This window comes from Streptomyces sp. NEAU-174, assembly GCF_052665095.1.
The window spans coordinates 410,194-436,456 of the sequence record NZ_JBQTCE010000003.1 but is presented as its reverse complement, the minus strand read 5'-3'; the positions used below and the strand labels follow the sequence as shown (position 1 = coordinate 436,456).

The window sequence follows — 26,263 nt, the reverse complement described above, 5'->3', positions numbered from 1 at the left end:
CTCAGGGCCCGGACTCACTCCTCGCCGTCGTCGCCGTGCCCCAGCAGGAAGTCCACGTCCCGCCGCTCGGTGCCCGCCGCACCGCCGACCGTGACCTGGCGGGTCGCCGGGGCGTAGCCGCTGGCCACCACCGTGTAGTGGTCGCCGGTGAGCGCCTCGAAGCCGAAGGACCCGTCCGCACCGGTGATGACCTGGCCGACCACGTCCCCGGAGGCGTCCAGCAGCGAGACCCGCGCGTCCCCGAGCGGCCGGCCGCCCCGGTCCCGTACGGTGCCCCGGACCCGGGCCGCGGGCGACAGCTCGGCGTCCACGCGCACCGGCTCACCGGCGGTGAGCTCCACCTGAGTGGCGTACGGCCGGTGCCCGGCGGCGGCCACGGTCAGGGCGTACGTCCCCGGAGCCAGCTCCGGCAGCGCGAACTCGCCCTTCTCGTCGGCGGTCGCCGACCCCGCGACCTCGCCCTCGGGCCCGGTGGCCGTGGCGGTCGCACCGGTCAGCGGCTCGCCGCCGAGGGCCCGTACGGACCCGGTCAGCCCGCCCCCGCCGGACAGCCGCAGATCGCAGACGACCGGCAGGTCCGAGACCAGCAGCGTGGCGGCCTGCGGCTGATGCCCGGCGGCCGAGCCGATGAGGACGACGCTCGCGGTGTCGGGCGCGGGCAGGTGGTACCGGCCGTCGCGGCCGGTGACCGTACGGCCGAGCTGGCGGCCGCCCGTGTCGATGAGGGTGATGGCGGCGTCGGCGAGCGGGGTGTCGCCGGGGCCGAGGACCCGGCCGTGGATGACGCCGCCGGTGAGGTCGGGGAGATCGTCGACAACCTCGCCAACCTCGGCGACCGCAGTTTTGGGAGCGGCGGGAGCGACGGCGACGGCAGCGGGAACGGGAACGGGGTCGGCCACCGGAGCCGAAGTGGCCACCGGAGCCGCAGTGGCCACGGGACCCGAGCTCGCCGTCCGCTTGGCCCGCTGCCGCCCGGGCAGGCAGAGGGCGATCAGCAGACCGCCGACCGAGGCGGCGCACGCCACCAGGAACGAGATCTTGAACCCGTCCTTGCTCGGCAGCGCCACCCCACCGAAGTCGATGGTCTGATGCGCCAGGATCACGCCCACCACCGCGCTGGAGGTGGACATGCCGATCGACCGCATGAGGGTGTTGAGCCCGTTCGCCGCGCCCGTCTCGGCGGCGGGGACGGCGCTGACGATCAGGGTGGGCATCGCCGAGTACGCGATGCCGATACCGACGCCGAGCGCGGTGGACAGCACCACGATCTGCCAGATGTGGTCGATCATGACGAGCCCCGCACCGTACGTCGCGCCGATGACGAGCAGCCCGAGGACCAGCGAGACCTTCGGCCCGCTCGCGGCGTTGATCCGCGCGGACAGCGGGGAGACCAGCATCATCGCGACGCCCATGGGGGCGAAGTAGAGCCCGGCCATGACCATCGACTGGCCCAGGCCGTACCCGGTGGCCTCCGGCAGTTGCAGCAGCTGCGGCAGGATCAGCGACATCGCGTAGAACGAGAAGCCGACCATGATCGAGGTGAGGTTGGTCAGCAGCACCTGGCGCCGCGCCGTGGTCCGCAGATCGACCAGCGGCTCGGCGGTACGGAGCTCGAAGACGCCCCAGAGCAGCAGGATCACCACGGACGCGCCGAACAGCCCGAGCGTGGTGCCGCTCGTCCACCCCCAGTCACCGCCCTTGGTGATGGGCAGCAGCAGACAGACGAGACCGGCCGTCAGCCCGAGCGCGCCGATGGCGTCGAAGCGGCTGGGGGTGCGGACGGCGGACTCCGGGACGACGGCGAGCACGAGGGCGATGGATATCGCGCCCAGCCCAGCGGCCCCGTAGAAGAGCACATGCCAGTTGGTGTGCTGCGCCACGAACGCGGCGGCGGGCAGCCCCAGCGCGCCGCCGATGCCGAGCGACGAGCTCATCAGGGCCATCGCCGAGCCGAGCTTGTGCGGCGGGAGCTCGTCCCGCATGACGCTGATGCCGAGCGGAATGGCGCCCATGGCCCCGCCCTGGATGGCCCGGCCGATCACCATCACGACCAGGTCGGAGGTGACGGCGCAGGTCAGCGAGCCGATGACCATCAGCGCCAGCGCGACCATCAGCATCCGGCGCTTGCCGAACATGTCCCCGAGCCGCCCCATGACGGGCGTGGAGACGGCACCGGCGAGCAGGGTGGCGGTGACCACCCAGGACGCGTTGGAGCTGGTGGTGTGCAGCAGCTGGGGCAACTCGGTGACCAGCGGAACGACCAGCGTCTGCATGACGGACACGGCGATGCCGCAGAACGCGAGCACCGCCACGAAGCCGCCGCCGACCTCCCGCGGGAGCGGCGTGCCGGACGGCGCGGCGCTCAGGGGTTCCGCGACGCGAGGTGGGGCTGACTGGGGCATGCGAATGCCGCCTCCAAAGAAGTTCAGTTCAGGAGATTGATGGAAGCATGAGAGATGTGCATCCTACACAGGGTGTGTATCGTGCACACTTCCATTGAGGGGCGCGGGGGAGGCGAGGAGGAATCGTGCTGGATCGTCGGCTGGAGCGACTGGAACGCGAGCTGATGCTGGTGGCCAGGTGCTCGGTCCTGACCCCCCGCGAGCGCAAGGGCCAGGCGACGGACGCCCAGGACCCCACGACGCGGCCGGACACCGGCACAACCCCTGGGGTTGAATCATGCACCCCCACCCGCCTGGACCGCTCCGGCTACCTGCTCCTCTCCCGCCTGGACGCCGAGGGCGCGATGACCATCGGCCAGCTGGCCGACGCGTTCCAACTGGACGTCTCGACCGTCAACCGCCAGACCGGCGCCCTGCTCCGGTCCGGCCTCGTCGAACGCATCCCGGACCCGGAGGGCGGCCTGGCCCGCAAGCTCCGCGTCACCCCGCGGGGCGCCGACCGCATGGCGGCGGAACGGACCTGCCGGCAGACCGACCTGTCCCGGCTCCTGAAGTCGTGGACCCCGGAGGACGTGGCCCGCTTCGAGGACGTCCTGACCCGCTTCAACCGCGAGGTGGAACGCCAGGAGGGCCGGGCCTGGCCACGGGAGCCGGACGAGGCGGCCCGCAGTCCGGAATGAGGGCGCGGCGAAGAGCGTTGTGAGGGGGAAAGGAACATGACGCCCGTCACACAAGGGAACCCACCCGGGAACCCCGGAACCCCACTCGGGACCCCCGGGAACCCCGGAACCCCGGAACCCCACCCGGGAATGCCACACCGAGGAGGCCAGGAAGAAATGTCCACCCCCGCTTCCCACCCCAAGACCACCGGCACGAGCGGCGGACACCGCGTGGACGTGGAGCGCGGCACGCAGCACGTCACGGTCACGATCGACGGCCGCGTAGTCGCCGAGTCGACCCGCCCCCTGCTCGTCCATGAGACCGGTCTCCCGGTCCGCTACTACCTCCCCCCGGAGGACGTGGACCTGACCCTCTTCGAGCCCACTGACACCCACACCATCTGCCCCTTCAAGGGCGAGGCCGCGTACTGGACCTACCGCGGCCCGGCAGGCGAGGGCGCGGAGCCGCGGCCGGACGTGGTGTGGGCGTACCCGCGGCCGATCGAGAAGGTGTCGGAGATCAAGGACCACCTGTCGTTCTACGACGAGGTGGCAAAGATCGACGTAGCAAAGTAGGAGCACACCAACAGACCGGCAGGGGCAGGGCGGCCCCCACCCGGGACATCACCCAGTCAGGGGCCTTCCGGAAACCCCCCGGGGGGAACCCCTGACGCGTGCACATCCACGCGTACTCGTGGCTGGGCGAGAAGGAACTGTTCGACCGGGAGGCCCTCCGCCGCCCGCCCGACCGCCCCCACCCGCCCGTCACGGCGGAGGACGAGGAGCACTACCGCACGCTCCTGGAAACGTTCCGCCACTCGGAGCTCCCCCCACTGGAAACGTCCCTCTGGCTCCTGAAGACCCCCACCCTCATCCGCGCCACCTTCGAAGAACCGAAGGACGCGGCGGCTTGGCTGGGCCGCGAACTGACCGAACACGCCCCCGGCTTCCTCTCCCACCAGGAAGCCGACACCGCCCGCCAGGCCCGCCTGGTCACCACGGCCACCGACCGCCTGACCCACGGCACGGACGTCTCCTTCGGCTTCTACCTGGGCCGCACATCCTTCCTCTCCCTGGCCCTGGTGACCTGCACCCCGAACCACTGGACCCCATCCCTCCCGTGCCCCCTCACCTGACCGGCGGCAGCGGACGTACCTGCCGCGCTGAGGCGCCGACCTCACCCGCGCATATCGACGGTGCGGAGTGCGCCGAGAACGCCGTCCTCGGCTGAATGGAACTCTGGGTAGATCTTTTCAGGATCGGTATGCATGCGGTAATCCCATACGATCCAGAAAATTCCGAGTGTGATGATGGTGAGAAAGAGGTAGATTCCAAAGCTGCGATGCAGGTTCTCGTTCACTTCAAGAGTCACGGGATAGTTGACCATCCCCAACTTGGCCCAGATGGTGCCCAGTTGGTCATAGAAATCCTGCTCGGTCAGCTGTATCTCCCACCAAAATCGCATCGTGCGGTAGGTGGCATAGAACCCGTAAATGCCGAGCGTGAGAAATGAGAGCGCGAGGGACGCTCCTGCCTTGATCGGCTTGTGTTCGTCCTCGAAGCGCTCCTTCATGAATCGCCACAGGTCGTTGAGGTCATCGCGGGCCGCTCCGTAGTGTTCGTGCTGCTCGGCGAACTGGCGGGTGGCGGTGATGACCGCAGCGGTGTAATGGGCCTGGCGCTCCCTGAAGAGGTCAGCGCGTTTCAAGCGACGATAAAAGATCACAATCGAGTAGATGCCAAGAGTGACCCACCTGAGCAGAAAGTAGTAGAGAGGCCAGCTGACGAACCTCTGGTCGGTGGCGCGCCGCTGGTGCACATAGCGATCGACCTGACGAACTGCGTGAATCTGTTCCATGCTGATTCCAGTCCTCTCATGCTGGAACAGACGCGGTGTTTGTCTCCCCCTCCATCATCGCTCCGGCCCCGTTCATCCGTAAGCGGTTCCAGGACCGGGGCCGACGGCCCGCCGGACAGGCGTGTCCGGCGGGGCCGCGTAGTGCGCGGGTGCATGCGTCTTTGAGAGGCGGCTCAGCTGAAGTTCACGTCACTGCACAGGAAGTACGTCTGGTCCATGTGCGAGGCCTGCCAGATCGTGTAGACGACGTGGCGGCCGGTGTAGCCGGAGGTGCTGACGTCGATCGAGTAGTTCTGGCTGGGGGCGTACTTGCCGGTCGTGGCGACCAGTTGCAGGTCACTCCACTTGAGCGGCTGGGTGGTGGGGTCGTAGCCCTGCCGGCTCACGTAGACCTTGAAGTAGTCCGCACCATGGCTGGCCTGGTCGTACAGCTTGACGGTGAACTTGCCGCCGATCTTCGTCGTCTGCCAGGCGCCCGGCTTGTCCAGCGAGTTGTAGCGGCCACTCTCGGTGTGGCCACCGCTGCACAGCTGTCCGTCCGGAATCACCGCCGGGAAGTCGCCGGCGGAGCCGTTGCGGTACAGCCCGTTCCAGTTCCACATGGCGTTCGGGTTGTCCTGCCACGCCTGCCAGCACATGGGGTCCAGCTGCGCCATCTCGGGGTTCTGGAAGTCGTCTCCCCAGCGGAGCCAGCAGCCGTAGTTGCGGGACGCGGGGTCGACGACGGATCCATGGGCGCTCGCGGTGGTGGACCACGGGATCAGACACAGCAGCGCCGCGGCCAGCAGGCCGAGGGCGCGGGATGCCCAACGTAAGGAATTTCCGCGTTCATGACAAATCATTTCGCGATCTTCCTCCATCGTCCTAGGGGGAGTGGGAGAGTGGTGGGAGCGCTCCCAAACTCGCAGATTGCCCTACAGCAAAGCCCTCGAAACCTCGAACTCACCGGGGCTACATGAGTGTTGACCCCGGGTAGTCGGCGGGCATGGGAGAGATTCTGGTCGGCACCTGTTCATGGACGGACCGCGCGCTGGTGTCCAGCGGCTGGTACCCACCGGGGCTCCGCGACGCGGAGGGAAGACTGCGCCACTACGCCGCCCAGTTCCCGGTGGTGGAGGTCGACGCCACGTACTACTCCCTCCCCAACGCCCGCAACAGCACCCTGTGGACGGAGCGCACCCCGGACGGTTTCCGCTTCGACGTCAAGGCGTTCTCCCTCCTCACCGCCCACCCGACGACTCCGAACGCCCTGCCTGCCGAGCTGCGCGCGAGCAGCTTGGCCGCCCTGCCCGGACGAAGGGGCGGCCGACCGAGGCCCGCAGACATCGATCCGGCCCTGCTCGACGAGGTATGGCAGCGCTTCAGCGGAGCGCTGGAACCCCTGAAGTCGTCAGGTCGGCTCGGCACCCTACTCTTCCAATTCCCGCCCTGGTTCACCCCCGGCGACGCACACTCAAAGGCGTTCCTCGCCCAGTGCGGGCAGCGCACGGCGGGCTGGCCCGTCGCCGTGGAGTTCCGGCACCCCGCCTGGTGGCAAGAGGACGAACGCGCCAAGACCGAGGCGACCCTCAAGGACTGGGACATGTCCGCCGTGGCCGTAGACATGACCCAGAAACTGCCCACCTCCATACCCCCGGTCACCCCGGTCACCTCACCCCGCCTGGCGGTGGCCCGCTTCCACGGCCGCAACGACGCCTGGGGCACGGGCACCAAGGAGGAGCGCTTTCGCCACATCTACGCCCCGGAGGAACTGACGGAGTGGATCCCCCGCCTCCACGAAATGGCCGAACAGGCCGACGAGGTCCATGCCCTGTTCAACAATTGCTGCGCCGACGCGGCCGCCCGCGCCGCGGAGTCAATGCGGCATCTGCTCGGGGCACCCGCGGGCACGCGGTTACCGCATGGCCGCCGTCAGGGGCTGGTCTGACATCCCGTAACAGACCAGGCAACGGCATACACCCCGTCTGCGTCGCGTCCCAAAAGTACGCCACAATAAGGCACTTCAGCGACAGAATCGGGGAGGGGTAACGGGGTGACCTCGCCCTGCTTCGCCCCCGCCGGTGAGCCCGCGTCCAAGGCCGACAGCACCGCCCTGCACTCGGCTCCGGCCGCCGACCGCCCCGATGTGCGCCGTGCCCTCGACCACTCCAGCCGGATCTACGACGCGCTGCGGGTCAGGCACGCCTCGCGGGGCGAGGGCAACGGCGTGCGTACCGTTGAGGACGCCGACGGCACCTGGCTCCACCACAACTGGTCTACCGATCCGCTCACCGCCGAGGAGGCAGCCGACGCGATCGGACGGGCACAGGCGTACCTCGAGAACGCCAACTGGACCGTACGCCACGTCGCCACGGATGTCTCTGTGCCTGCCCTGTTCGCCCTTCACGAAGAGGACCAAACGGTGGCGCAGCTCGTTCCCTCAACCGAGGGACCGCTACGCGTCGCGGTGACCACACCCGCTGCCCACGTCACCGTCACGGACATCTGACGGCGCCAAACCGCTTCGGGCTCCGGCCATCCACACGCGTTGGGCCTCAATGGCAGCGGTCTGCCGACTCGCGGGCTGGATGGTCCGGTGCCCCGCCGCCAGAGGGCGGCGACGACTGACCTCCCGGGGAAGTCGTCGCGCATGGATCGGACAAGAGGACGCCCGTTGCCGAGCGTAGGTCAACCTGCGGCTTCGTGTGTGCCGGACTGGACTGATCTCGTGAGCCAAGCGCTCAGCGCCTTTCGGCGGCGTCCGGCTGCGCACACGCGAAGACCCCGCACTCAGCGTCTGGGCTGATGGCGGGGTCTGCTGGCACCTTCTGCGAGGTGCCCCCGGCGGGGGACGCAGCGAATGGGGACGGACCGACCCATTGGTGGGCGGTGAGCTGGTGATCCAGACGGCCTTCCCGGTGCCGGTGACTCGGGCGCGCACGTAACCGACCTGCGCTCCGACCGCACGGGCGCCGCCCCTGATGCCTTCCGTCCCACCGGCCCGGCGGCTCGGCCGTGGGGCGACCCCTCACCTATGGGTGTGGTCCTGGATACAGTGGGTAGCCACAGCGTGCTCGACCACCTCGACCGGAGGCAGACATGGCCCGTGCCTGGGAGGCTGACCCGTCCGCGTTATTCGACCGTCGGCTGGGGAAGTCGGCCGAAGAGCTCGGGAACTCCGACGGCAACGACGAGTGTCCGGACATCTGGCAGCTCGACAACGGTGATGTGGCTGTGATCGGCAGGGATCTGACAGCCGTCTACGGCCCCCGCCTGCCGCAGGGCGTGAACCTCGCTCCTGATGAGCGGCTGGTCGTCATCCCGGGGAACATGCTCAGCGCGGCAAAGAAGGACATTCCCGATGCTTGACCTCCTCGCCCCCGATCTCGATCCCGAGCAGGGCGATCGGCTCATCCGCACCGCCTACAAGCAGGACTTCCGGCAGCGGGAGGATGCGGTCCGTGACGGGAGTTCCTGGAAGCTGGAGCGCCGGCAGCACTTCGAGGAGCAGGGCAGTCCGAGCCGGGACGCCCTGCGCCGGGGTGACTGGGAGGAGGCGCTTCGGCTCCTCGCCGACCGGCGCGACACCTTGGCCGCGACCGCTGAAGAGGACGAGCGCAGAGGGTATGCCTTTCACCGTGTGCGGGTGGTCGAGAGGCCACTGACGCCGTACGTGCAGTGGGAACTCCACTCCCAGCGGCAGCGCGCGGAGTACGGGCAGCGGATCAGGATCGTTCCCGCTGAACAGGTAGCCGCCTCGGAGGACACCGGCCCGCTTCCGGAAGTGGTTGTGCTGGGCGGCCACACCCTCTTCCAAGTCCTCTACACCGAAGCGGGAGTTGCGAACGGCGCGATCCGCTACACCGACCGTGACCTCGTCGAGCGCTGGGAGAACTACATCAAGGCGCTCTACGCGGTGGGTGAAGAGGTGATCTCCTACTTCGACCGCGAGGTGGCGCACCTTGATCCGCCGACGCTGAGCGACGCGGGAAGGGAGTAGGCCGATCACATCGCCAGGCGGACAGGACGAGCACTTCCGCAGCACCCACTCCGAGCTGTCGGGATCCTCACGTGACGTCGTCCAGGCGAGAAGTGTGCACGGAGGCATCCACTTCCACGCGCAGGGCACACCGGACCCGGGGAGCTCTTCCAGCCCTGTCCCACGCCAGTTACCGGCCGACGTGGGCGGATTCGTCAACCGAACCGATGAGCTTGGCCAGTTGAATGCCGTCCTCACTACCGAGGACGGCGGCCCGCTCGTCGTCTCGGTATACGTGATTGCCGGGACTGCCGGCGCCGGAAAGACATCGTTGGCACTGCGCTGGGCACACCAGGTCCGGGAGCGCTTCCCGGATGGCCAGCTGTACGCCAATCTGCGCGGCTATGACCCCGGGGAGCCGGTCGCGGCACGCGAGGCCCTGCACCGCTTGCTGACCTCGCGGTGTCCCGGCCGAAGCCGTACCGCAGGATCTCGACGCGGCCGCCGCGCTATACCGCTCGTTGCTGGCCGACCGCCGGGTACTGGTCGTTCTGGACAACGCGGCCACCGTCGGCCAGGTCAGGCCGTTGCTGCCCGGGAGCGCACACAGCCTGGTGCTGGTCACCAGCCGCAGCCGCCTGTCCGGTCTTGCCATCCGTGATGGAGCTCGCCGACTCACGCTCGGTGTGCTGCCGGAGCCGGAGGCGGTTGCCCTGCTGCGCGTCGTCACCGCGGGATACCGGCCGGTCGATGACGAACGGCAGCTCGCCGAGTTGGCCCAGCTGTGCGCACGACTTCCGCTCGCTCTGCGGATAGCCGCCGAACGCGCCGCCAGTCATCCCCACCTACGGCTGGACGACCTGATCGCCGACCTACGCGACGAATCGGCCCTCTGGGACGCCCTGAGCACGGGCGACGACGAGGAGGCCGAAGCCGTCCGCACCGTCTTCGCGTGGTCCTATCGCGCCCTGTCCGAGCAAGCCGCCCGTCTGTTCCGCCTGCTGGGCCTACACCCCGGACCCGAGTTCGGGCTGCGGGCCGCGGCGGCCCTGGCAGGGGCGACCAGCATCAGTCGGTCCCGGCAACTGCTGGACTCTCTGGTCGGCGCACACCTCCTGGAACAGACCGCCCCGGACCGCTACCAGTTCCATGACCTTCTGCGTGCCTACGCCATCGACCAGGCCCAGCACGAGGAGCCGCCAGCCGAGCGGAAGGCAGCTCTACGCCGCGTGCTGGAGTGGTACCTGCACACCGCCGACGCCGCGCAGGGCTGGATCAACCCCGCCGAGGACCGTGTGCCCCTCACACCTGCCCCGGATGACGTCAGCCCGCTGACGTTCTCCGAGTACGACGCCGCCGTGGACTGGGCCGAGAGGGAGCACAACAACCTCCTCCAGGCCATACGTACGGCCGCCGATGCCGGATATGACCGACTGACGTGGCAGATGGCCACAGTCCTGTGGAACGCGCAGTTCCCTTCCGTCTCAGGCACAAGCTGGCCGGCCGTGGGCCGCATCGGCCTGGAGGCAGCCGAACGGTTGGACGAACGCGCCGCACAAGGCGCACTCCATACCTACCTCGGAATGGCCTACACCCGCCTCAACCGCCAGACCGAGAGCCTCGAATCCCACGAGAACGCGCTGACGATCCGGCGCGACCTGGGCGACCGTCTTGGCGAAGCACGCTCACTCAAACTGATCGGGCTGAACCACCTTCGCGGCAGACGACTCGACACCGCTGCCCGCTACTTCGAGCAGGCCATCTCCGCCTTCCAGGAGCAGGACGCCGCCCACTGGGCCGCCACTGCGCTGTCCAACCTCGCGACCACCCACTACCGCGCCGGTCGCCTTCCAGAGGCGGCCACCGTCATCGACCAGGCCCTGGCAGCGCACCGAACCCTCGGTGATCAGCGCGGCGAGGGCAACATCCTGCGCGTGCTGAGCGACGTCCAGCGTGAGCAGGGCGATGTCGAAGCATCCCTGGTCTCGGCCCAGGCCGCCCTCGATATCGCCCTCAGCCTCCGTAACCTGCGTCTGGAGGGCTTCTGGCTGCTGACCCTCGGCGATGCCCAGCAGGCGAAATGCCAGTACGCCGAGGCACTGACCTCCTACCAGCGCTCCGCCACACTCCACCGACGCCTCGCCGACCGCAGCCGAGAGGCGCTGGCCTGGCAGGGAGTTGGTGAGGTGTACCGCCGGCTCGGACGTCATGCCGAGGCGGCCGACTTCTACCGCCAGGCTGCCTCGGCGCATCGCGATCTCGGCGATGAGTGGCACCAGGCCCTGGCTCTGGATGGCCTGGCCTCGGCCGTACTCGGCGAAAGCCCGGACGAGGCCCGTCGGCACTGGGCGGAGGCGCTGAGACTCATCGCAGATTTCAGTGACCCACGAGCGGTAGCGGTACGCGAGGGCATCGAACGTCGACTGGCAGAAACAAGCTGAGGCAGGGGCTGACCGTTCCGGCTGGTGTCCGACGCTGATCAGCCGAAGACCCCATTGGGGTGTCGCAGTAGCAGCCTGGGCTCGGGTGCGCTGGCCACGCTCCCGGCGGGGTACAGCTGGACAACGGCGGGCGGACGCTCTTGTAGGGCTCGACGCACACCACATGCCTGGGCCCGCCACGTGAGCCGCTGCCGGCGCATGCCCGTCCGCGATGAGGCCAGCCGTGGCTCGGGGCGGCCCACATCGCTGCGAGGGCACTACGTCCGTGAGCAGAGAAGCACGGGCCCTGGTTCCTCGACCCCTCGCCCCTGACGCATACACGCCGTCGTGGCTGATTAGCACCCTTTCCATACCTCGGCCCACAAATCACCCTGAGGGCGGGGAGACGACACGGACTGTGCCGAGGGGGCCGCCATGTCCGGACCGTTGTACGTTGCCGTTCTGCCGACCCGCCCGCATGCGGTGGAGGCATACCGTGGACTACGGCCGGACATACAGGCCACGGTCGCTCCGCTGTGGACCTTGCCACCCCGCCCCGGGATGCTGCCAGATCCGCTTGCCATAGAACTTCGAAAGGACGCACGCCGGGTCGCCGCCGCGCACCGCCATTGGCCTGCGTGGCTGGACGCGCCGTTCGCTGACGAGAGCGAGGCCGCTGTCCTAGCCGAAACCCTGCCGCCCGAGTGGTGGGCCCTGCGAAACCTGCGCCCGGTGACCGGCCCGCGTCGACCCGTGGCTCAGCAGTCCCTGGCCCTTGCGGCGGCCGAGCAGCATGGCGGCGGTCTGGGTATCCGCATGCAGGTCCCGGGTGAGTGGCACGACCGGGATGTTCCGTGGCTGGGCGAACTGCTCGACCGGGCCTGTCCCATCGGACCGGTCGACCTATTCCTCGATCTGGGCGCCGTACTGCCCTCTCGCCGGGACGCCGCCAAAGAGGCTCTGCGCGCTCTCGACGTGCTGGTCCCGCTCGCCACCTGGCGGACGGTGGCTGTCGCGGCGGGTGGCTTCCCCGAGCGGCCTGAGGGCTTCCTGGAGAGCGGCTGGCACGAGGCGCCACGATCGGACTGGGATACCTGGCACGAGATCCACCACAGCGGGCGCCCCTACCTTTCCCAACTGCACTACGGCGACTACGGCATCCTTCCCACCGGATACGCCGCTCAGACCCCGGTCTCGGGCAACGGCGGACCGGAGTGGGGCATCCTCCGTTACACCACCACCCGTTCATATTTCCTGGCCAAGGTGCTACAGCGCGGCGAGCACCGCGACGCGATCAACCGCGACGCCGCCCGGCGCCTCGCCTGCCTCTCGGACTTCCGGGGCCCGTCGGCCGGAACAGGGGAGGGCTGGCTGCGGGACTGTGCCCAGGGATCCGTCACCACCGGCAACCACTCTGTTTGGAACCGGATGGGGAACATCCAGCACATGACGTTCGTCGTCAGTTGTCTCGCAGGGCACCCCCGTTGACTTGCGTCTTCGATGGAAGGCATCCCGCACTCAGTGTGACACCAGGTACAGAGTTTGCTGTGGCAAGCCTTGTCTGCGGTGAAAGTGCTTGCTAGGCCAGGCGCCGTCATGGTGGTGGTCCCAGCCTGGTGGGTGGCCCTCCTGCTCACCTGGAGATCACGTGCATCGCGGCTAGGATCTATCTGGTGTCGATGAAGGAACGCAATATGGCGGGGTGCATAGAGCGCCCCGAGTTGTTGCCGGACTGCGACGTACCGGCCTCTCGCAGAAAACCCGACGAGGTGATCGAGACTTCCCTGGTTCGCCTTGCCGACGAGACGCAGGCCGACAATTGGCGGACCGGCGGCCTGCGGGCCTGTCAGATCCGCGGCGGGGCAGCGCTGGCAGCGGCATCGTTCATGGTTCAGACACCGGGCCCATTCCACGAGGACCTACAGCGCATCGCCCCAGAGTTGAGGGTTGACGCTTACCGCCCCTCGTATACCTATGCCGAGTACACCGTCGGACTCTGCTACGTAGCAGGCACCAAGGGGCTGCCGCCGGAACTGCGCCTCCGTGCCGCCGACACACTCGTGGCCCGAGCCAATGAGGCGGGCTACGCGGAAGCACGGAACCTGCTGCCCAGAAGCGCCTGGGGCTTGCTGACGCATGCGGTGCGCGAAGGCTGGGCTGTTTGGACTGCGCAGCTCTTTGCCGAAGACGAGACAGTCCCGCTCAGGACACGCATGAAAGTCGGCCTCGCCCTCGCTGAGCACGACCGTCCGGCCGGGTACGTACCCGAAGCCGTGGAGAAGCTTGTGGCTCACCCGGATGCCGCGAGCGCGGACCGTCTTGCTCTGGCGATAGCCGTGGCCCAGCGTGCCCCCAAGGACAGCGTGGTTCTGCTTTGCCGTCTCGCGTCAGATCCGCTGGTCCAGCCCAGCCACCGGATGCAGGCGATCGAATTGCTGGACGAGGTCGACGCGGCCAAGTCTCAGGAGATGCGTGCCTTGCAGACACGTCTTCCGACAGTGCGGGCGGCCCGTGACCAGCACAGAGAGGCGGCCGAGCGGGCGGAACACGAGGTAGCGGCCCAGCGGGCGCGAGAGACCCCCGAGGCCGTTCTGGAGCGGCTTGACTCCGAGATCCAGGGGATCCTGGATGGCCTTGGTGGTCGCGGTTCGGCGGACTGGTTGGCCACTGATCTGGACAACCACCTCGCAGAGACCGACTGGGCCGCTGTGGCAGAAGACGTGGCTGAGATCTGCGGCCTGGTACGGGACGAGGACGTTGAGTCTGCCCTCCGGTCTCTGGAGGTTCTGACCCGGATCAGGTACGGAGACGACTCGAGCCTGCCGCCGGATGGACCCGAGCCCGTCACACCGGACGACGACTTCCCTCGGCTGACTCGGCAGGAGCTTGCCGAGTACGCGCGTGACCAGGCCCAGCGTTCCTGGACGTTCTGGGGAGGACTTGTCGAGAAACACGGCTGGGACAACGATCGGATTCATGAAGTCGACGACCAGTGGCACGAGGTCAACCGGCACGTGAGCGGTGTGATCCTTCAGAAGGCGGCCGATCACCTGCGAAACCTCCAACAGTGCCTCGTTTGGGAAATCTGGCCTGCTTTGGTGGAGGCCGTGAGGGAGAGGAACTACGGCTCTGCCTGGGGTCATCTGGCGACCGCACGCCTCCTCGCAGACGAGGCCGAGCATGCTGAGGCCCTGTGGAAGGAGACCACCGCGGAGGACTACTCCTTCGACCCGCTGACCATGTCCTGGCCTCGCGACGTCTGGTTGGTGCTGGAGGAGTGGAGACGAGGGTGAATCCCCAGCGTATGGAGGCGAGTGGCGAGATGAGGCAGTGCTCAGCCGGTCCCGCACCCACATCGCGGCCGTGCCTCGCGGATTGCTCGCCCGAGCCATCCGCACCGTCAACGGCGGAACCACCCGCCCCGTACCTGAGCCCATCGCCATCGTGGCCCTCTGACCGCTCGATCCGCCCCGCTCAGGCAAGAGCAGCACACCCAAACCAAGCGAGAACGGAAGACCGCATAGCTTCACACCAACGAGCGAAGATCACCAACAGCATCAGTTCCGTGAAGGTCATGGTTGGGTGAGGATGCGGGTCCGGAGGAGTTCGAACGAGGCTCGGCTATACATAGCTCGCTTGAGTGTTTTCATCCGGTTTACGTGCCTTTGTCGACTCTGGAACTCCAGGGGAGGGTGAGTCCAGCGGTCACGGTGTCGAGGTCCCGGCGGAGGAAGCCAACGAGGTCCGACCTCGTCTTCGCCCAGCAGAGCTGGGCAGCCTTCGTGGGCTTCGCGACGCGGCCCTGACGCATGACGCGGGGGGTACCACTAGGTGGTCGTACCCCTATCGAGCGTGCGAAAAGAGCAGCTCACTTTCCGCTAGGGTTGTGGTCTGTATCCCTGAACCCAAGGGATCTGGCGGAGGAAGGACTCCAACCTTGAGCCCGAAGAACAGCTCGCCGGAGGAAGGCGTGCGTCAGCGCGTGATCGCCGACCTCAAGAACTTGGGCTGGAAGGATACCCAGCTCCGGTGGCGCCCAGAGTGGCGGGTGCCAGCAGCGCCGAACGAACTCACTAAGCGCGAGCGTGGGCAGTCCTTCAAAGCGCTCGGACAAGTTGACCTCGCCGCCTTCGCTGACGACTCTGGTGAACCACATGCACTTCAGGTGCTGTTTGAGTTTAAGGCTCCCTCTATCAGCGAAGGCAAGGAGCAGCTGAAGAGCTACCTTGCCATGGAGCCAGTTGTCCGTATGGGCTACTGGACCAACGGTAACGAGAGCCTGGCGATCTACAAGTCGCATACAAATGACTGGCTTGAGATCAGGAACGCGCCTCTTCCGAATCCAGGCGACGATCTCACCGCTCCGCCGGTTAGTCCGCCTACGTGGAACGACTTGGTAGTCCCAACCGAGGGACAGCTCTCGGCGGCCCTCCGACGGCTTGTGGCCACAACGGTCGTCGGCGACTCGCGTTCCACTCGGCGTGAGGATCAGCTTCGGGAGCTGCTTCATGTGGTGTTGGTGAAAGTGCAGTCTGATTCTTGGTCATCAAATTCCAAAAACCACGATAAGGCTGTTCCATTTCGGGTGTACGGTAACCAAACATCGATGGTGCATGAGACAGCTGATCACATCAGGCAGCAGTTCAGGGAGTACTTCGTCAAGCAGCGCAATCGGGTTTTCAATCCTGATGACCGTGAGGAAATCTTCCTCTCCGACGCGACGATTTTCGCTGTCGTCGACATACTGTCGCCCTGGAAGATTCTGGGAGATCAGGTCGATCTTCTGTCGAAGGCATTCCAGATCTTCCGCACCAAGGCGCTCAAATCAGGAGAGGGGCAATTCCTTACTCCGCAGCGCGTCATTCGGCCATGTGTTTCGATCATGGAGATCACCTCCGAGGACAAGGTGATCGACCCGGCTTGCGGAACAGGCGGATTTATCGTCGAGGCGCTTCGACAGATTCAAGAGCATGAATTTCCTGGCGATGACGAGACCTGGCGATTGGTCAAGTTTGCCAATGACAACCTGTATGGGGTTGATCGCGATCCACTGAGTGTAAAGCTGACTCGGGCGATGATGATCTCCATGCGCGATGGCTCCACTCATGTCCTCCTGGGAGACGCTGTCCGTCAGCACATGTGGCCAGGAGACTTTCCTCGCCTCAAGGAAGAACTTGGTGGCGGTCTGAATCAGCATGTTGCTGAGTCGTTCACCGTTGTCCTAACCAACCCGCCGTTTGGCGAGGAGCTGAAGGTCAAGGCGTCTGATGCGCGTGCTTCCGGATACACGATTTCGAAGGCTGCAGCAAGTGGCCGCAAGGAATACGTTGACCTCGAAATCGGCCTCATCTATTTGGAACTGGCGCATCGCCTTCTGCAGGTGGGTGGCCGGGTAGGCATCATCCTTCCTGAGACCTACTTCTTTTCTTACAAGTATCGGTGGCTTCCGTCATGGTTGGAAGGCAGGTTTGAGCTTCGAGGCATGTTCAACATTGCCATGGAAGCGTTCGAAGAATTCTGTCGAGCAAAGACCAACTTTTATGTATTCGAAAAAGTTGGCGACGGGGTAAAGGGTAGAGCTGTGCAAACAGTGATGGAAGAGGAGGAGGGATCCTGATGTCGGCGATCAATGCACCGTCTTGGTTCTCGGAGGGGACAGTTACGGTCTCCACGGCGCCGACCTGCGGGCTCACCAAAGGGGGGCGCCTACTTCCACTGCTTGACTCGACTGGTGCTCATGTTCTGGAAACAGACCCCGAAACGGGGGAGACTGTTGGGGCCATCAACGACATCCTGCTTCGGGACGCCCTCGCCCTCCGGAATGGTGAGCGCACGGACACGATGCGCGACATTCCTGCCGCGAAAGTGCACCCACGCACCCGTGTGCCGGTCTACTATGACCGTCGCTACCACGAGAACTTCATGTCAGAGATGAAGTCGCCCAGGTTTCAGGATTTTCGGAGCGCTACGCTGGCTGAGCTCGCAACCAGTGGAGTAATCACTATTCGTGGTGGGCACGGGTCGCCATCCTCGGGGCAGCGCATCGGGAACGTTCCATATATTAAAGTCTCGGACTTGAGGGCTGGATTTGTAAACATTAACCCGACGAATCGCGTGCCTCGTTCGATTGCGGAATCCTTCTGGAGGGGCGAGGAGTCCGGGCTGCAGGCATTCGACATCCTCTGCCCGGAACGCACCAGTAAGAATATTGGTGACTTCTGCGTCCTGATGCCTGGGCAGGAGCAGCTCCTTCTGACAAAAGAGATCATTATCATCCGTCCTGGCCGAGCTGCCGAGTTTGACTCGTTCTATCTGCTCTGGGCCATGACTCTCAAGATTGTCAGGGAGCAATGGAAGCGCGTAATCTTCATGCAAACGAACCGTGAGGATGTAGGTGACCGGTTCCTGGAGATCGAGATTCCGGTGCCCAATGACCCTGAAACGGCAGCCGAGGTATCTCGTCCGTTCCGTAGCTACTATCAGGCAGTGGCCAAGGCGCGCACCAGCCTCGGGCAATATCTTGCCGAGTCGGGCGAACATCACTTCTTTGTCTCGGATGCAGAGAATGATGTCGAGGTGCAAGAAGATGAGGAGCTGGCCTAGCTGAAAAAGATGCGGCCCGACAATGAATGTCGGGCCGCCTTTGGTAGCGGGGACAGGATTTGAACCTGCGACCTCTGGGTTATGAGCCCAGCGAGCTACCGAGCTGCTCCACCCCGCGTCGTTATTTCTCAGACTATACGCCATCTGCGGGCCGCTGTATGACACCGCCCGCCATCAAGGCTGCTGGACCGTTGAGGCTGCACCTCTCGGGCGCGTGTGGCCCCCGTCACTGGTCGGCGCCTCGCTCCTGACAGGGGCATTGCTTCGATGCTCCGCACGTTGGCCGCCGCGGTGGCCCCTGGCAGGTGTGGGCAGCCAGGCGCCTGTCGGAGGCACGTCGGATCGGTTGCAAAACGGATGACTCACAAGGCTGTTGTGCGGACAATGGCGAGATGATCAGCCGCGAGGAACTCGACGAGATGGGCGCCGTGCTCGGCGTCAACGCTGTCAATGTGCAACGTGACTATGTGTTCGGATGGCTCCTCGCGGGCCTGTACGGCGAGAGCCGGCTCGCGGACCGTCTGGTCCTCAAGGGTGGGAACGCCTTCCGTAAGGGGTACTTCAGCGCTACACGCTTCTCGAGCGACCTTGACTTCGCTGCCCCCGACGCCATCGACCCTGACCAGTTGCTCAGTGCCCTCAACGAGGTCTGCCGCCTCATCCAGGCGCGCACGGGCGTGGTCTTCGACCTTGAGCGCAATCGTCAGGCCGGCGGCCACGGCATCGGGAACGACAAGACGGTCTACAAGTACAAGCTCTACTTCACAGACTTCCACGGCAGTCAAAGCAAGGTGACGATCGGTCTCGACATGGACGTCACCGAGTTCGGTCGGCTCCACCGGCTTCCGCAGAAGCGTCGACTGATTCATCCTTACAGCGACCGACAGGACTGCGATGTCGACATTCGTGTCGTCAGCCTTGAGGAGGGCCTGGCGGACAAGCTCAAGTGCCTGCTGCAGCGCGAGTCTTCCTTTGATCTGTTTGACTTGGTTTATTCGATCTTCGTCAATGATGACATCGAGGTGGACAAGCGCGCCATTGTCAAAACCTTTCTGAAGAAGACGATCTTCGAACCCAGCCCCGGGGCTGCGCTGTCGCTCCTGCTGGCCGTTCCGTTCGATACAATGCGCTACTACTGGGAGCACAAGATCGTCTGCGCCAGGGAAAGTTTGCTGGACTTCTCGACAGCCGTGGATCGCTTCAGGGGAGAGCTTGGATCCCTTTTCTCCACGTTCCGAAACGGCGACCACGGAGCGCTCGCCTTCTTCCCGGCCGAGCTCCGTACGCCGATCATGAAGGCTGGCGTAAACCGCATCCTGCTACGCATAACCTACGAAGGTACTCAACGTCTGGTTGAGCCGTACGCGCTGCGCTTCAAGAGGCGTAAGGACGGCGTTGGCCAGGAGTACCTGTACGCATGGGACCAGACCGGAGGGCAGTCCGGCCCGGGACTCAAGTCTCTGTTCAACTACAAGATCGGCAGTGTCGAGGTCACGGATATCGCCTTCAAGCCTCGCTATGACATTGAGCTCAGGAAGGCAGGCGAACCTGGCGATCGAACGACCTTCTCCCAGTCCGTCTGCCGGCCGACGGGAGTTCGGCGTAGCCCAGCGACGCCGTACTACCGCGTCCAGTGCGCCTACTGTGGCATGACGTTTTCCCGCGCCACTCCTTCGACGCGACTGGACGCCCATAGGGATCGATACGGCAACGACTGCTATGGTCGCGGCGGTCATCGGGTGTGATCCGGGTCGGAGGCTTGCACGTCTGGCTGCACATACGCGAAGACCCCGCACTCAGCGTTTGGGCTGATGACGGGGTCTTTCGGCACCTTCTATAAGGTGCCCCCGGCCCGTCGCTGCACAGGGCAGTGAGGCCCGTCGCGCCGGAGGCGAGGATCGACCGGCCTTGGGACGGCGAGGGCGGTAGAGGTGAGCAGGGCGCCGATGGCGTACTTGTGGCCGTGCAGGTCGGCGTCGGCGAGGAGGCCAGTTGTGTGGGGGCGATCGACGCGGTGACCGGTTCGACGACCAGGCGAGAGAGCGTCCACCTCAAGGCCGGACGCTTGTTGCGAGGGTGGACCACTTCAACGAGGGTAACCGCCGAGGTGATCACGCCCAGGTCGTCGGCGCGGTCCAGGGCAAGCCAGCCGGTGACCGTGCCGCCTCGAGCACCACGACCTCGGCGATGCATGGCGCCACGCTCTGGGTCCGGCTTGGCCGTACGAGACGAACACCCGGAGGAAGCCCACCGGCGCTGAGCAGAGGTGCTGAGGCTCCTCGCCGGCTTCGGTGACCTCCGAGCAGGAGCGGTGCGCGAGACCATCGAATGTGGGCTGACCGAAACACGGAAGCACTGACCGAGGCGGAGGGTGACGTGGACTGGGCGGGGCCGCTGCTTCGGCGGCGCTCATCTCCTTGGTGGCTTCTCAGTCTCCGCCTGCAAGGCCCACGGCCGAAAGATCCGCAAGTTGAACCGGTGAGCTGCTCCGGAAGATCGAGTTAAAGATTGTCGAAGTCTCCTGCGGTTATGCCTGCTTTGAAGGCTCGCCACTCGTCGGAGGTGAAGCAGAGATGCGGGCCGGACGGGTTCTTCGAATCACGGACGGCCACTCCTCCACCGGGAAGGGGCGCCAGCTCGAAGCACTGGCCATTGTTCGCGGTGAAGCTGCTCTTCTGCCAGGTGAGGGACGCAGGGTCGATCGAGTAGAGGTCTATCTTCTCCATCAGTCAGCTTTCCCTGTTTCTCGTGTGAGCGATGACGTCGCGGCTCTCTTCTGGGGAGAGGGCTGCATCTGTAAGACTGCGGAACAGTCGGTGCAGGCGTCGCAGGTCCCGGGGGTCGTCCATCGTCAAGCTACCAGCCACTGACTCGCCGAAGGCCACGTCGGGAACGTCTTCGTCCAGGAAATGAAGGATCATGAACGCTGAGATCTGAGCGGCCTGTTCACCCTTCTCGTAGGGGATGACGCGGAGGTCGACGCCCGGATGCGCCGAGATATCCAGTAGGTGCTCCAACTGTTCCTGGTGCGTGCGCGCCCCGCCGACCTGGAAGTCCAGGGCCGCCTGCGCGAGGACGTAGTGGCACTCCAGCGGGGGTTTCGTTTCGTGGAGGCAGTGCCGCTGACGCAGGCTGCGTACCTCGACAAGTGCCTCGATCTGGTCCGGTCCCAGCGAGGCGAAGCCCACGCCGGTCACCGCCGTTGCGTAAGCCTCGGTCTGCAAGAGTCCCGGCACGATGCCGACTTGATACTCGTGGACCTTTGAGGCTGCCGCCTCGAACCCGAGGAAGCGTTCGTACTGCGCGCTGATCACTTCGCCGTACGGCGCCCACCATGGCTGGCGCCGCTCCCGAGCGGCTGCGTGCAGCTCGGCAAGTTCGTCACGCTGGTCGGCGGGGACCTCATAGAGGTCCATGAGCTGGGCGAAGTGCTGCTGGGAGCAGACCCGCTTTCCATTCTCGATGCGGCTGATCAAGGAAACATCGCAACCGAGGGCTGCCGCGACCTCCGCGATGGTGAAGCGATTGGTCTCATGCCGCAGCCGCCGCAGAGCCCGGCCGAACGTGACGCGTGACATCAGCAAGGTGCTGTTGCTGTTGGTCATTGCTTCTCCTTGTGCCCGCGAGCTGACCTGAAAGATCGGTCAGGTGAGGGACGTTCTCGATCTCTGTGCGACCAAGAACGATCAATTAGCAACGGCTTGTCAATTGACAAGGCGCGTGACTTGACGATGCCCCGTTGCCAGGTGCAGCTTAGCGTTCATGACGTTGTGCGTTCAAATGAACGCTAAGCGTGGCCAAGGTTCGTGCGCTTGCTCAGATGCACGGATGACTGACGACCGAGCACGTTCCCGCTCTCACCTTGGAGTTCGAACTGCTCGCTGGATCGGTGGGAGCTCTCATGGGCGAACCGTACGAAGTCAAGTTCCGACTGCCCCGTCGACGGAACAGCGTTCCGAGGTCGCGAGCATTGCTGCACTCCGTGCTCGGTGCCTGGGACATCGGGCAAGACGTCAGGGAGGTAGCGGAGCTGATCTTGTCCGAACTCGTGACCAACGCCCTGCGGGTGCGTGTGCCCAATGATCGACTGGTGGGGGTGCGGATCGTGCGGCTATTGGAAGAAGGCGTGCTCCGGCTGGAAGTCAGCGACGCCGGCGACGGCAAGCCCGAGGTGCGAAAGCCGGAAGAAGACGAGACATGCGGGCGAGGGCTGCTGCTTGTGGAAGCTCTGGCTCATCGCTGGGGCTACGAGAGGCGCAGTTGCGGAATCGGGAAGACCATCTGGGCTGAGCTGAAGGCCCCAGACCTGGTGTCGGCGCGCGACGGCGCCGAGGTCGCCGCATGCATGGTCCAAGCGGGCCAGTCCGTATGGAGGCGGGGCGGGTGGCACCTTGTCCGCAGCGTGGACACTCAGCAGCAGGCGTCGGGTGGGCTCACCGTCGTACTCCGCTTCGACGACGGCTCTGCGGTGCGCATCGATGCTGCCGAGCCGCTGACCGTCCGAGCCGCCAACGCGGCCCCGTGAGTCCCGGATGCCAACCGAGCACCCCGCCGGACGCGACGCGTCGGCGGGGGCGGGGCACGGCTCAGCCGAAGGTGACTTCGCTGTACGGGAAGTACGTCTGGCCCGTGTACGAGGCCTGTCAGATCATGTAGACGACGTGGCGGCCGGTGCAGCCGGAGTTGCGGAGGAAAGTCGTGGTGGGAGGACGGTCCCGGTCTTGGCGGGGTCGACGGTGTGGTGGTCGCGTTCTGGTCGCGACTACCCTTGGAGGCCGTTGTGGCGGCGTCTGTTCTGGCCACATCCGCTCTGCTCGGTTCCTGTCTCATGGTCGGCGGGCCGCATGCGCTGCCCGGGGTTTGGGCTGTCGTAGGGCTCGGTACGGGGCGACATCGCCGTGTCTGGCGTGGGCGTCACGCGGCTCGGAGTGGGCAGCGATGAATTCGTCGGGCATGTCGGACGGCGCACCGGTTGTGCTGTGGCGTTGGCGTGGTGGCGAGCGGGGGGGCCGGCTCGTGCCCGGGCCGTCTTGGGGTATGCCCTGAGCGGTCTGGGGTATGACGGCGAGTCGGTGAGTGATGCCGTGCTTGCCGTATCGGAGTTGGTGGCGAACGCCCTTGAGCACGCGGTGGGGCCGTATGAGCTGCGGCTGCACCGCACGGCATTGGACGTCATCTGCGAAGTGGTTGATCACGATCCGAGGATTCCCGAGATCCCGTCTTTTGCGGTAGGTGCTCTGTTTGCTCCGGTGGAGGCAGATCGGGGTGGCGGTCTGGAGGCGCTGTGCGCGCTGTTGTCAGAGCGCGGTCGGGGCTTGCACATCGTGCATGAACTGACCGGAGGAGCTTGGGGGTTCCGCCGGTTGCTGGGCGCGAAGGCAGCTTGGATCGCCTTGCCCCTGCCCGCCAGTGGGGAGGATTGGTCCGGGGAATGACTTGCTCGGCTGGGGCGTCGGCGAGTGGGCTGACCGGACGTGGCCCGCTGGCGTTTCCCCTGTCGTTTCCCCCGTCGTTTCCATCGGCGTGTCCGGGGCCGTCCTTGGATGCGACGCCCCCGTGCAGGGAATCACCGCAGGCCAGGCCGTAGACGAGCTGGCTGCTGGCGAGGGCGACTTTATATCGGTACAGCGAAGCATCCCGATCTACCTGGTCAGCGCGGCCCAGCGTGCGCGGATCGCGTGTTGCTGGTTGCTCGGCTGTTGAGCTGTGGTGGATGCCTTCTCCCTGCGGGACTCAGGTGCAGCGTGGGTTCTGTACGGGTCCCGTGGCGGGCTGGTGAGGTGCGGGTCGGGAGCACCTCGTTTCCTGGCTCCTTCAGGGCGGCTCCTGGGGTGCGAGCCGGGTGCTGTGCGCCCGCGCCGGTGCGTGTGTCGCGGGGCCGGGTGCGGGTGTCCTGGCGGCCTGGCGGCCGATGCCGTGGGGTTTGGGCGGCGGGAGCGGTCGGGGAACGGAGGGGGAGCGGTGCTCTCGGGGTGACCCCGTGGCTCGCGGTGGTCGCGGTTGTGCACCCGGTGTGGGGGAGCGCGCCCCGAGTATCTTGGAGCACCTGCTCCCGTGTCCGTCCGTGCCGCCGAAGTGGACCGGTACTGGCTCGGTGATGGCTCGGGTGTGGGGTGGGCTCGCGCCCTAGGTGCGTGTGGCTGAGGTGCAGTGGGGAGCGGACCCGCTCCCCGGCGGTGGCAAAGACCCACTCCTGGAATCTCTATTGATCATGACAGCGCCAGTTGGCCGCCACTGTCGAACTCGGCACCACGCCTGGGGGTTCCAGATGAAGAACGTCCGCGATACCCGCCGCCGAGACATCCCCTGCCCGGCACCGGGTCGGCAACCGTCGCCACAGCCCGGTGCCGCACCTGTGCCAGTGGAGGGCTGGGGAGCGCAGGCTCGGCAGTGGCTCGGGGCGGGTTGTTCCGGCGGAGATGGGGTTCTGGGTGTGCGGGTGGCCGTTCACGTGCGGCAACGGGCGGCTGGAGAGCGGTCGTGAACCGGCCCTCACAGCCATCTTCCGACACGCAAGATCGCGGCCTTGACGACACCACCGAGATCGAGCGTCCATGGACGTCGACCGGTCGCGGCAACACTGAAACGCGCACTTCGGAGGGGTTGCGGACGGTCGTGGAGTACGTCGTCGTCGATGGTGGCGAGGCTCAGGCGCTGGCCCAGCGCCAGGGGGTCGTGATTCGTGAGGTGCTGGAGTGGCTGTACGCCGGTCACAGTGCCGCGAAGAGTGGCCGCGTCTGAGCCTCCCGCCCCGAACCCTGGGAGAGAGAGAACGTATGCACGGCAACCCGCCCAGCACTCGGCCCTGGGCGCAACCCGTAGCTGGCCGTCCCTGGTCCACGGCCGGTATCCCAGACGCCTCGGCGTTTCCGGTGACCGTTCCGGTGGCATGGCTCGGCCGGACCTCTACGGAGGACGCCCAGGACCCCACCCTGTCGCTGCCCCGGCAGTTGCGTAACGCGAGAGCCGCGCTCCCGCCCGGCTGGGTGATTGTCGCCCATTTCTACGATGTGGAATCCGGCCGTAAGGAGTTGCGTGAGCGGGGCAATTCCCTTGCGCACCAGCAGTTCCAGATTCCCATTCCCCGCGATGGCAGTGTGGCCAATCTGCTTGATGAGGCGCAGCGGCCCGACCGCCGTTTCGCCGCCGTCATCTGCGAGTCCATTGAACGCGTCGCGCGCCGGACCTACTTCGGCACGAAGATCGAGTACGAGCTGGAGCAGGCCGGGGTGGCCCTGTGTGCCGCCGATGAGCCGATCGTCACCGGTCCGCGAGCCAAACGCGCCACGCCCACGCTCACGCGGCGCGTTAAGCAGGCGGTCTCCGAGTGGTACGTGTTGCAGATGCTGGAGCTGTCGTGGGATGGCTTCATCGAGCATGTATCTCAGGGCTGGAATGTGGGCAAGCCGCCTTACGGCTATCGCGCGGAAAAGGTCCCGCATCCCGTCCCGGCCCGCCGGGCCGAGGGCCGCACCAAGCACCGGCTCGTCCCGGACGCGTCCCGGGCGTCGGCCGTCACCTACATCTTCCAGCTCCGCGGACTGGACAAGCTCGGATACGACGCCATCGCCGACCGCCTGAACCTGGATCCCGTCGCGTACCCGCCGCCAGAGCCCACTCGTCCCGACATGGCCCTCCATCGCTGGAGCGGGTCGGCCGTGAGAGAGATCCTGCGCAACCCCAAGTACACCGGCTATCAGGTCTGGAATCGCCGCGCGACGACGAAAGGCGGTTGCTACAACGACCCCAAGGACTGGGTGTGGTCCCCGCAGCCCACCCACGAGCCTCTTGTCTCCAAGGAACTGTTCGATGTGGCTTCCACCGTGGCGCGGAAGCGCCGAGGGTCGCGGACGACCTCCGGTCCCAACTCTCACCCGGCGACCCGGCGTTCCTATGTCCTGCGGTCGTACGTCGTCTGCGAGATCTGCGACCGCCGTATGTTCGGCAAGAACCGCCACCAGATCTCGTACTACGCCTGCCAGGTCGACCCGAACGAACACCGAGACAAGTCCTGGTTCGGCGGGCATCCCAAGAGTTTGTGGGTCCGGGAAGAGGCCTTGATCACATCCGTCTCCCGCTTCTTCGCCACCCGCGTCTTCGGCCCCGACCGGCGCACCCATCTCGGAGCCGCGCTCGAAGCCGCCCGGCTCGCGGACGGGCCCGGCGACCGCACCGCGAAAGAACGCATCGCGCTGGAGCAGGCCATCAAGGCCATCGGCGAGCGCCAGGCCCGGCTCATCCGCACTCTCGCCGATGGGTTTGGTGATGACGAGCGGGCCAGCGGGACCGACCCGGAACAGGCGAAGGAGTTCCGCGACGCTATCCGTCGGGAGCACGCCACCCTGGGTACGCAGCGCATGACG

General features: G+C 66.1%; 21 protein-coding genes, 1 tRNA gene and 2 pseudogenes. 17 read left to right on the top strand and 7 right to left on the bottom strand.

Features of this window, described 5'->3' with window-relative positions; genetic code table 11:
* Positions 1–14 precede the first annotated feature (14 nt).
* A complete protein-coding gene (locus ACT2CW_RS11290; RefSeq protein WP_445516449.1) occupies positions 15–2,402 on the bottom strand; it encodes an MFS transporter in 2,388 nt (795 codons plus the stop codon).
* 125 nt (positions 2,403–2,527) lie between these two features.
* Here ACT2CW_RS11290 and ACT2CW_RS11285 point away from each other — a divergent pair, with 125 nt between their 5' ends.
* The 3 genes from ACT2CW_RS11285 (at position 2,528) to ACT2CW_RS11275 (ending at position 4,197) form a co-directional block, all read left to right on the top strand.
* Positions 2,528–3,082, top strand: coding sequence for a MarR family winged helix-turn-helix transcriptional regulator (locus tag ACT2CW_RS11285; RefSeq protein WP_445516448.1), 555 nt, complete (start codon positions 2,528–2,530; stop codon positions 3,080–3,082).
* Positions 3,083–3,238: 156 nt separating this feature from the next.
* A complete protein-coding gene (locus tag ACT2CW_RS11280) occupies positions 3,239–3,637 on the top strand; it encodes a DUF427 domain-containing protein (protein WP_445516447.1) in 399 nt (132 codons plus the stop codon).
* A 98-nt stretch (positions 3,638–3,735) separates the two neighbouring features.
* Entirely contained in the window at positions 3,736–4,197 is a 462-nt protein-coding gene (locus ACT2CW_RS11275) for a hypothetical protein (protein ID WP_182472073.1), read from the top strand.
* Between the two features lie 41 nt (positions 4,198–4,238).
* Here the strand turns inward: ACT2CW_RS11275 and ACT2CW_RS11270 are convergent, their stop codons facing one another.
* Both ACT2CW_RS11270 and ACT2CW_RS11265 read right to left on the bottom strand, forming a co-directional pair.
* Positions 4,239–4,919, bottom strand: coding sequence for a DUF4234 domain-containing protein (locus tag ACT2CW_RS11270; protein ID WP_414084733.1), 681 nt, complete (start codon positions 4,917–4,919; stop codon positions 4,239–4,241).
* A 173-nt stretch (positions 4,920–5,092) separates the two neighbouring features.
* Positions 5,093–5,761 (bottom strand): lytic polysaccharide monooxygenase auxiliary activity family 9 protein, encoded by a 669-nt coding sequence (locus tag ACT2CW_RS11265; protein ID WP_445516446.1) that lies wholly within the window; start codon positions 5,759–5,761, stop codon positions 5,093–5,095.
* A 143-nt stretch (positions 5,762–5,904) separates the two neighbouring features.
* Here ACT2CW_RS11265 and ACT2CW_RS11260 point away from each other — a divergent pair, with 143 nt between their 5' ends.
* The 9 genes from ACT2CW_RS11260 (at position 5,905) to ACT2CW_RS11220 (ending at position 17,900) form a co-directional block, all read left to right on the top strand.
* The gene (locus ACT2CW_RS11260) at positions 5,905–6,846 is read left to right on the top strand and encodes a DUF72 domain-containing protein (protein ID WP_445516445.1); all 942 of its coding nucleotides are present in this window, start codon (positions 5,905–5,907) and stop codon (positions 6,844–6,846) included.
* Positions 6,847–6,951: 105 nt separating this feature from the next.
* Positions 6,952–7,407 carry a hypothetical protein gene (locus ACT2CW_RS11255; RefSeq protein WP_445516444.1) on the top strand — a complete coding sequence of 152 codons (456 nt, stop codon included), beginning with the start codon at positions 6,952–6,954 and terminating at the stop codon, positions 7,405–7,407.
* Positions 7,408–7,997: 590 nt separating this feature from the next.
* Positions 7,998–8,267 carry a hypothetical protein gene (locus ACT2CW_RS11250; RefSeq protein WP_361500504.1) on the top strand — a complete coding sequence of 90 codons (270 nt, stop codon included), beginning with the start codon at positions 7,998–8,000 and terminating at the stop codon, positions 8,265–8,267.
* Complete coding sequence (locus ACT2CW_RS11245) at positions 8,260–8,898, top strand: DUF6879 family protein (RefSeq protein ID WP_445516443.1); 639 nt, start codon at positions 8,260–8,262, stop codon at positions 8,896–8,898. Before ACT2CW_RS11250 ends, ACT2CW_RS11245 begins: the two co-directional genes overlap by 8 nt.
* 500 nt (positions 8,899–9,398) lie before the next feature.
* Positions 9,399–11,318 (top strand): tetratricopeptide repeat protein, encoded by a 1,920-nt coding sequence (locus ACT2CW_RS11240; protein ID WP_445516442.1) that lies wholly within the window; start codon positions 9,399–9,401, stop codon positions 11,316–11,318.
* A gap of 414 nt (positions 11,319–11,732) precedes the next feature.
* A complete protein-coding gene (locus tag ACT2CW_RS11235) occupies positions 11,733–12,785 on the top strand; it encodes a beta family protein (RefSeq protein ID WP_445516441.1) in 1,053 nt (350 codons plus the stop codon).
* A 185-nt stretch (positions 12,786–12,970) separates the two neighbouring features.
* A complete protein-coding gene (locus tag ACT2CW_RS11230) occupies positions 12,971–14,590 on the top strand; it encodes a hypothetical protein (RefSeq protein WP_445516440.1) in 1,620 nt (539 codons plus the stop codon).
* A 644-nt stretch (positions 14,591–15,234) separates the two neighbouring features.
* Positions 15,235–16,914, top strand: a complete 1,680-nt coding sequence (locus tag ACT2CW_RS11225; protein ID WP_445516439.1) for a restriction endonuclease subunit M — start codon at positions 15,235–15,237, stop codon at positions 16,912–16,914.
* Positions 16,914–17,900 (top strand): hypothetical protein, encoded by a 987-nt coding sequence (locus tag ACT2CW_RS11220; protein WP_445516438.1) that lies wholly within the window; start codon positions 16,914–16,916, stop codon positions 17,898–17,900. The genes ACT2CW_RS11225 and ACT2CW_RS11220 overlap by 1 nt, the downstream gene beginning before the upstream one ends.
* 41 nt (positions 17,901–17,941) lie before the next feature.
* Here the strand turns inward: ACT2CW_RS11220 and ACT2CW_RS11215 are convergent.
* Positions 17,942–18,018, bottom strand: a tRNA-Met gene (locus ACT2CW_RS11215).
* Between the two features lie 274 nt (positions 18,019–18,292).
* On the opposite strand from ACT2CW_RS11215, the gene ACT2CW_RS11210 reads away from it, so the two are divergent.
* Positions 18,293–19,645 carry a nucleotidyl transferase AbiEii/AbiGii toxin family protein gene (locus ACT2CW_RS11210; RefSeq protein WP_445516437.1) on the top strand — a complete coding sequence of 451 codons (1,353 nt, stop codon included), beginning with the start codon at positions 18,293–18,295 and terminating at the stop codon, positions 19,643–19,645.
* A 115-nt stretch (positions 19,646–19,760) separates the two neighbouring features.
* Here the strand turns inward: ACT2CW_RS11210 and ACT2CW_RS11205 are convergent.
* The 3 genes and pseudogenes from ACT2CW_RS11205 to ACT2CW_RS11195 all read right to left on the bottom strand — a co-directional run.
* A pseudogene (locus tag ACT2CW_RS11205) lies at positions 19,761–20,093 on the bottom strand (DNA-binding protein); the annotation flags it as partial.
* Between the two features lie 308 nt (positions 20,094–20,401).
* Positions 20,402–20,626: a DUF397 domain-containing protein gene (locus tag ACT2CW_RS11200; protein ID WP_445516436.1), complete on the bottom strand. Its 225-nt coding sequence runs from the start codon at positions 20,624–20,626 to the stop codon at positions 20,402–20,404.
* A 3-nt stretch (positions 20,627–20,629) separates the two neighbouring features.
* Positions 20,630–21,505 carry a helix-turn-helix domain-containing protein gene (locus ACT2CW_RS11195; protein WP_445516435.1) on the bottom strand — a complete coding sequence of 292 codons (876 nt, stop codon included), beginning with the start codon at positions 21,503–21,505 and terminating at the stop codon, positions 20,630–20,632.
* Between the two features lie 296 nt (positions 21,506–21,801).
* Between ACT2CW_RS11195 and ACT2CW_RS11190 the strand changes: the two genes are divergently transcribed.
* The 4 genes and pseudogenes from ACT2CW_RS11190 to ACT2CW_RS11175 form a co-directional block, all read left to right on the top strand.
* Positions 21,802–22,425 (top strand): ATP-binding protein, encoded by a 624-nt coding sequence (locus ACT2CW_RS11190; protein WP_445516667.1) that lies wholly within the window; start codon positions 21,802–21,804, stop codon positions 22,423–22,425.
* A gap of 547 nt (positions 22,426–22,972) precedes the next feature.
* Positions 22,973–23,335: an ATP-binding protein gene (locus ACT2CW_RS11185; protein ID WP_445516434.1), complete on the top strand. Its 363-nt coding sequence runs from the start codon at positions 22,973–22,975 to the stop codon at positions 23,333–23,335.
* Positions 23,336–24,380: 1,045 nt separating this feature from the next.
* Positions 24,381–24,641 carry a hypothetical protein gene (locus ACT2CW_RS11180; protein ID WP_445516433.1) on the top strand — a complete coding sequence of 87 codons (261 nt, stop codon included), beginning with the start codon at positions 24,381–24,383 and terminating at the stop codon, positions 24,639–24,641.
* Between the two features lie 35 nt (positions 24,642–24,676).
* Positions 24,677–25,675: pseudogene (locus tag ACT2CW_RS11175) on the top strand (recombinase family protein); the annotation flags it as partial.
* Positions 25,676–26,263 lie beyond the last annotated feature (588 nt).

Bases quoted from the DNA above. Each gene is read 5' to 3' on its own strand.
- ACT2CW_RS11220 (WP_445516438.1), top strand. From the start codon at position 16,914: ATGTCGGCGATCAATGCACCGTCTTGGTTCTCGGAGGGGACAGTTACG.
- ACT2CW_RS11245 (WP_445516443.1), top strand. From the start codon at position 8,260: ATGCTTGACCTCCTCGCCCCCGATCTCGATCCCGAGCAGGGCGATCGG.
- ACT2CW_RS11235 (WP_445516441.1), top strand. From the start codon at position 11,733: ATGTCCGGACCGTTGTACGTTGCCGTTCTGCCGACCCGCCCGCATGCG.
- ACT2CW_RS11195 (WP_445516435.1), bottom strand. From the start codon at position 21,505: ATGACCAACAGCAACAGCACCTTGCTGATGTCACGCGTCACGTTCGGC.
- ACT2CW_RS11250 (WP_361500504.1), top strand. From the start codon at position 7,998: ATGGCCCGTGCCTGGGAGGCTGACCCGTCCGCGTTATTCGACCGTCGG.
- ACT2CW_RS11210 (WP_445516437.1), top strand. From the start codon at position 18,293: ATGATCAGCCGCGAGGAACTCGACGAGATGGGCGCCGTGCTCGGCGTC.
- ACT2CW_RS11200 (WP_445516436.1), bottom strand. From the start codon at position 20,626: ATGGAGAAGATAGACCTCTACTCGATCGACCCTGCGTCCCTCACCTGG.
- ACT2CW_RS11290 (WP_445516449.1), bottom strand. From the start codon at position 2,402: ATGCCCCAGTCAGCCCCACCTCGCGTCGCGGAACCCCTGAGCGCCGCG.
- ACT2CW_RS11265 (WP_445516446.1), bottom strand. From the start codon at position 5,761: ATGATTTGTCATGAACGCGGAAATTCCTTACGTTGGGCATCCCGCGCC.
- ACT2CW_RS11190 (WP_445516667.1), top strand. From the start codon at position 21,802: ATGGGCGAACCGTACGAAGTCAAGTTCCGACTGCCCCGTCGACGGAAC.
- ACT2CW_RS11280 (WP_445516447.1), top strand. From the start codon at position 3,239: ATGTCCACCCCCGCTTCCCACCCCAAGACCACCGGCACGAGCGGCGGA.
- ACT2CW_RS11260 (WP_445516445.1), top strand. From the start codon at position 5,905: ATGGGAGAGATTCTGGTCGGCACCTGTTCATGGACGGACCGCGCGCTG.
- ACT2CW_RS11270 (WP_414084733.1), bottom strand. From the start codon at position 4,919: ATGGAACAGATTCACGCAGTTCGTCAGGTCGATCGCTATGTGCACCAG.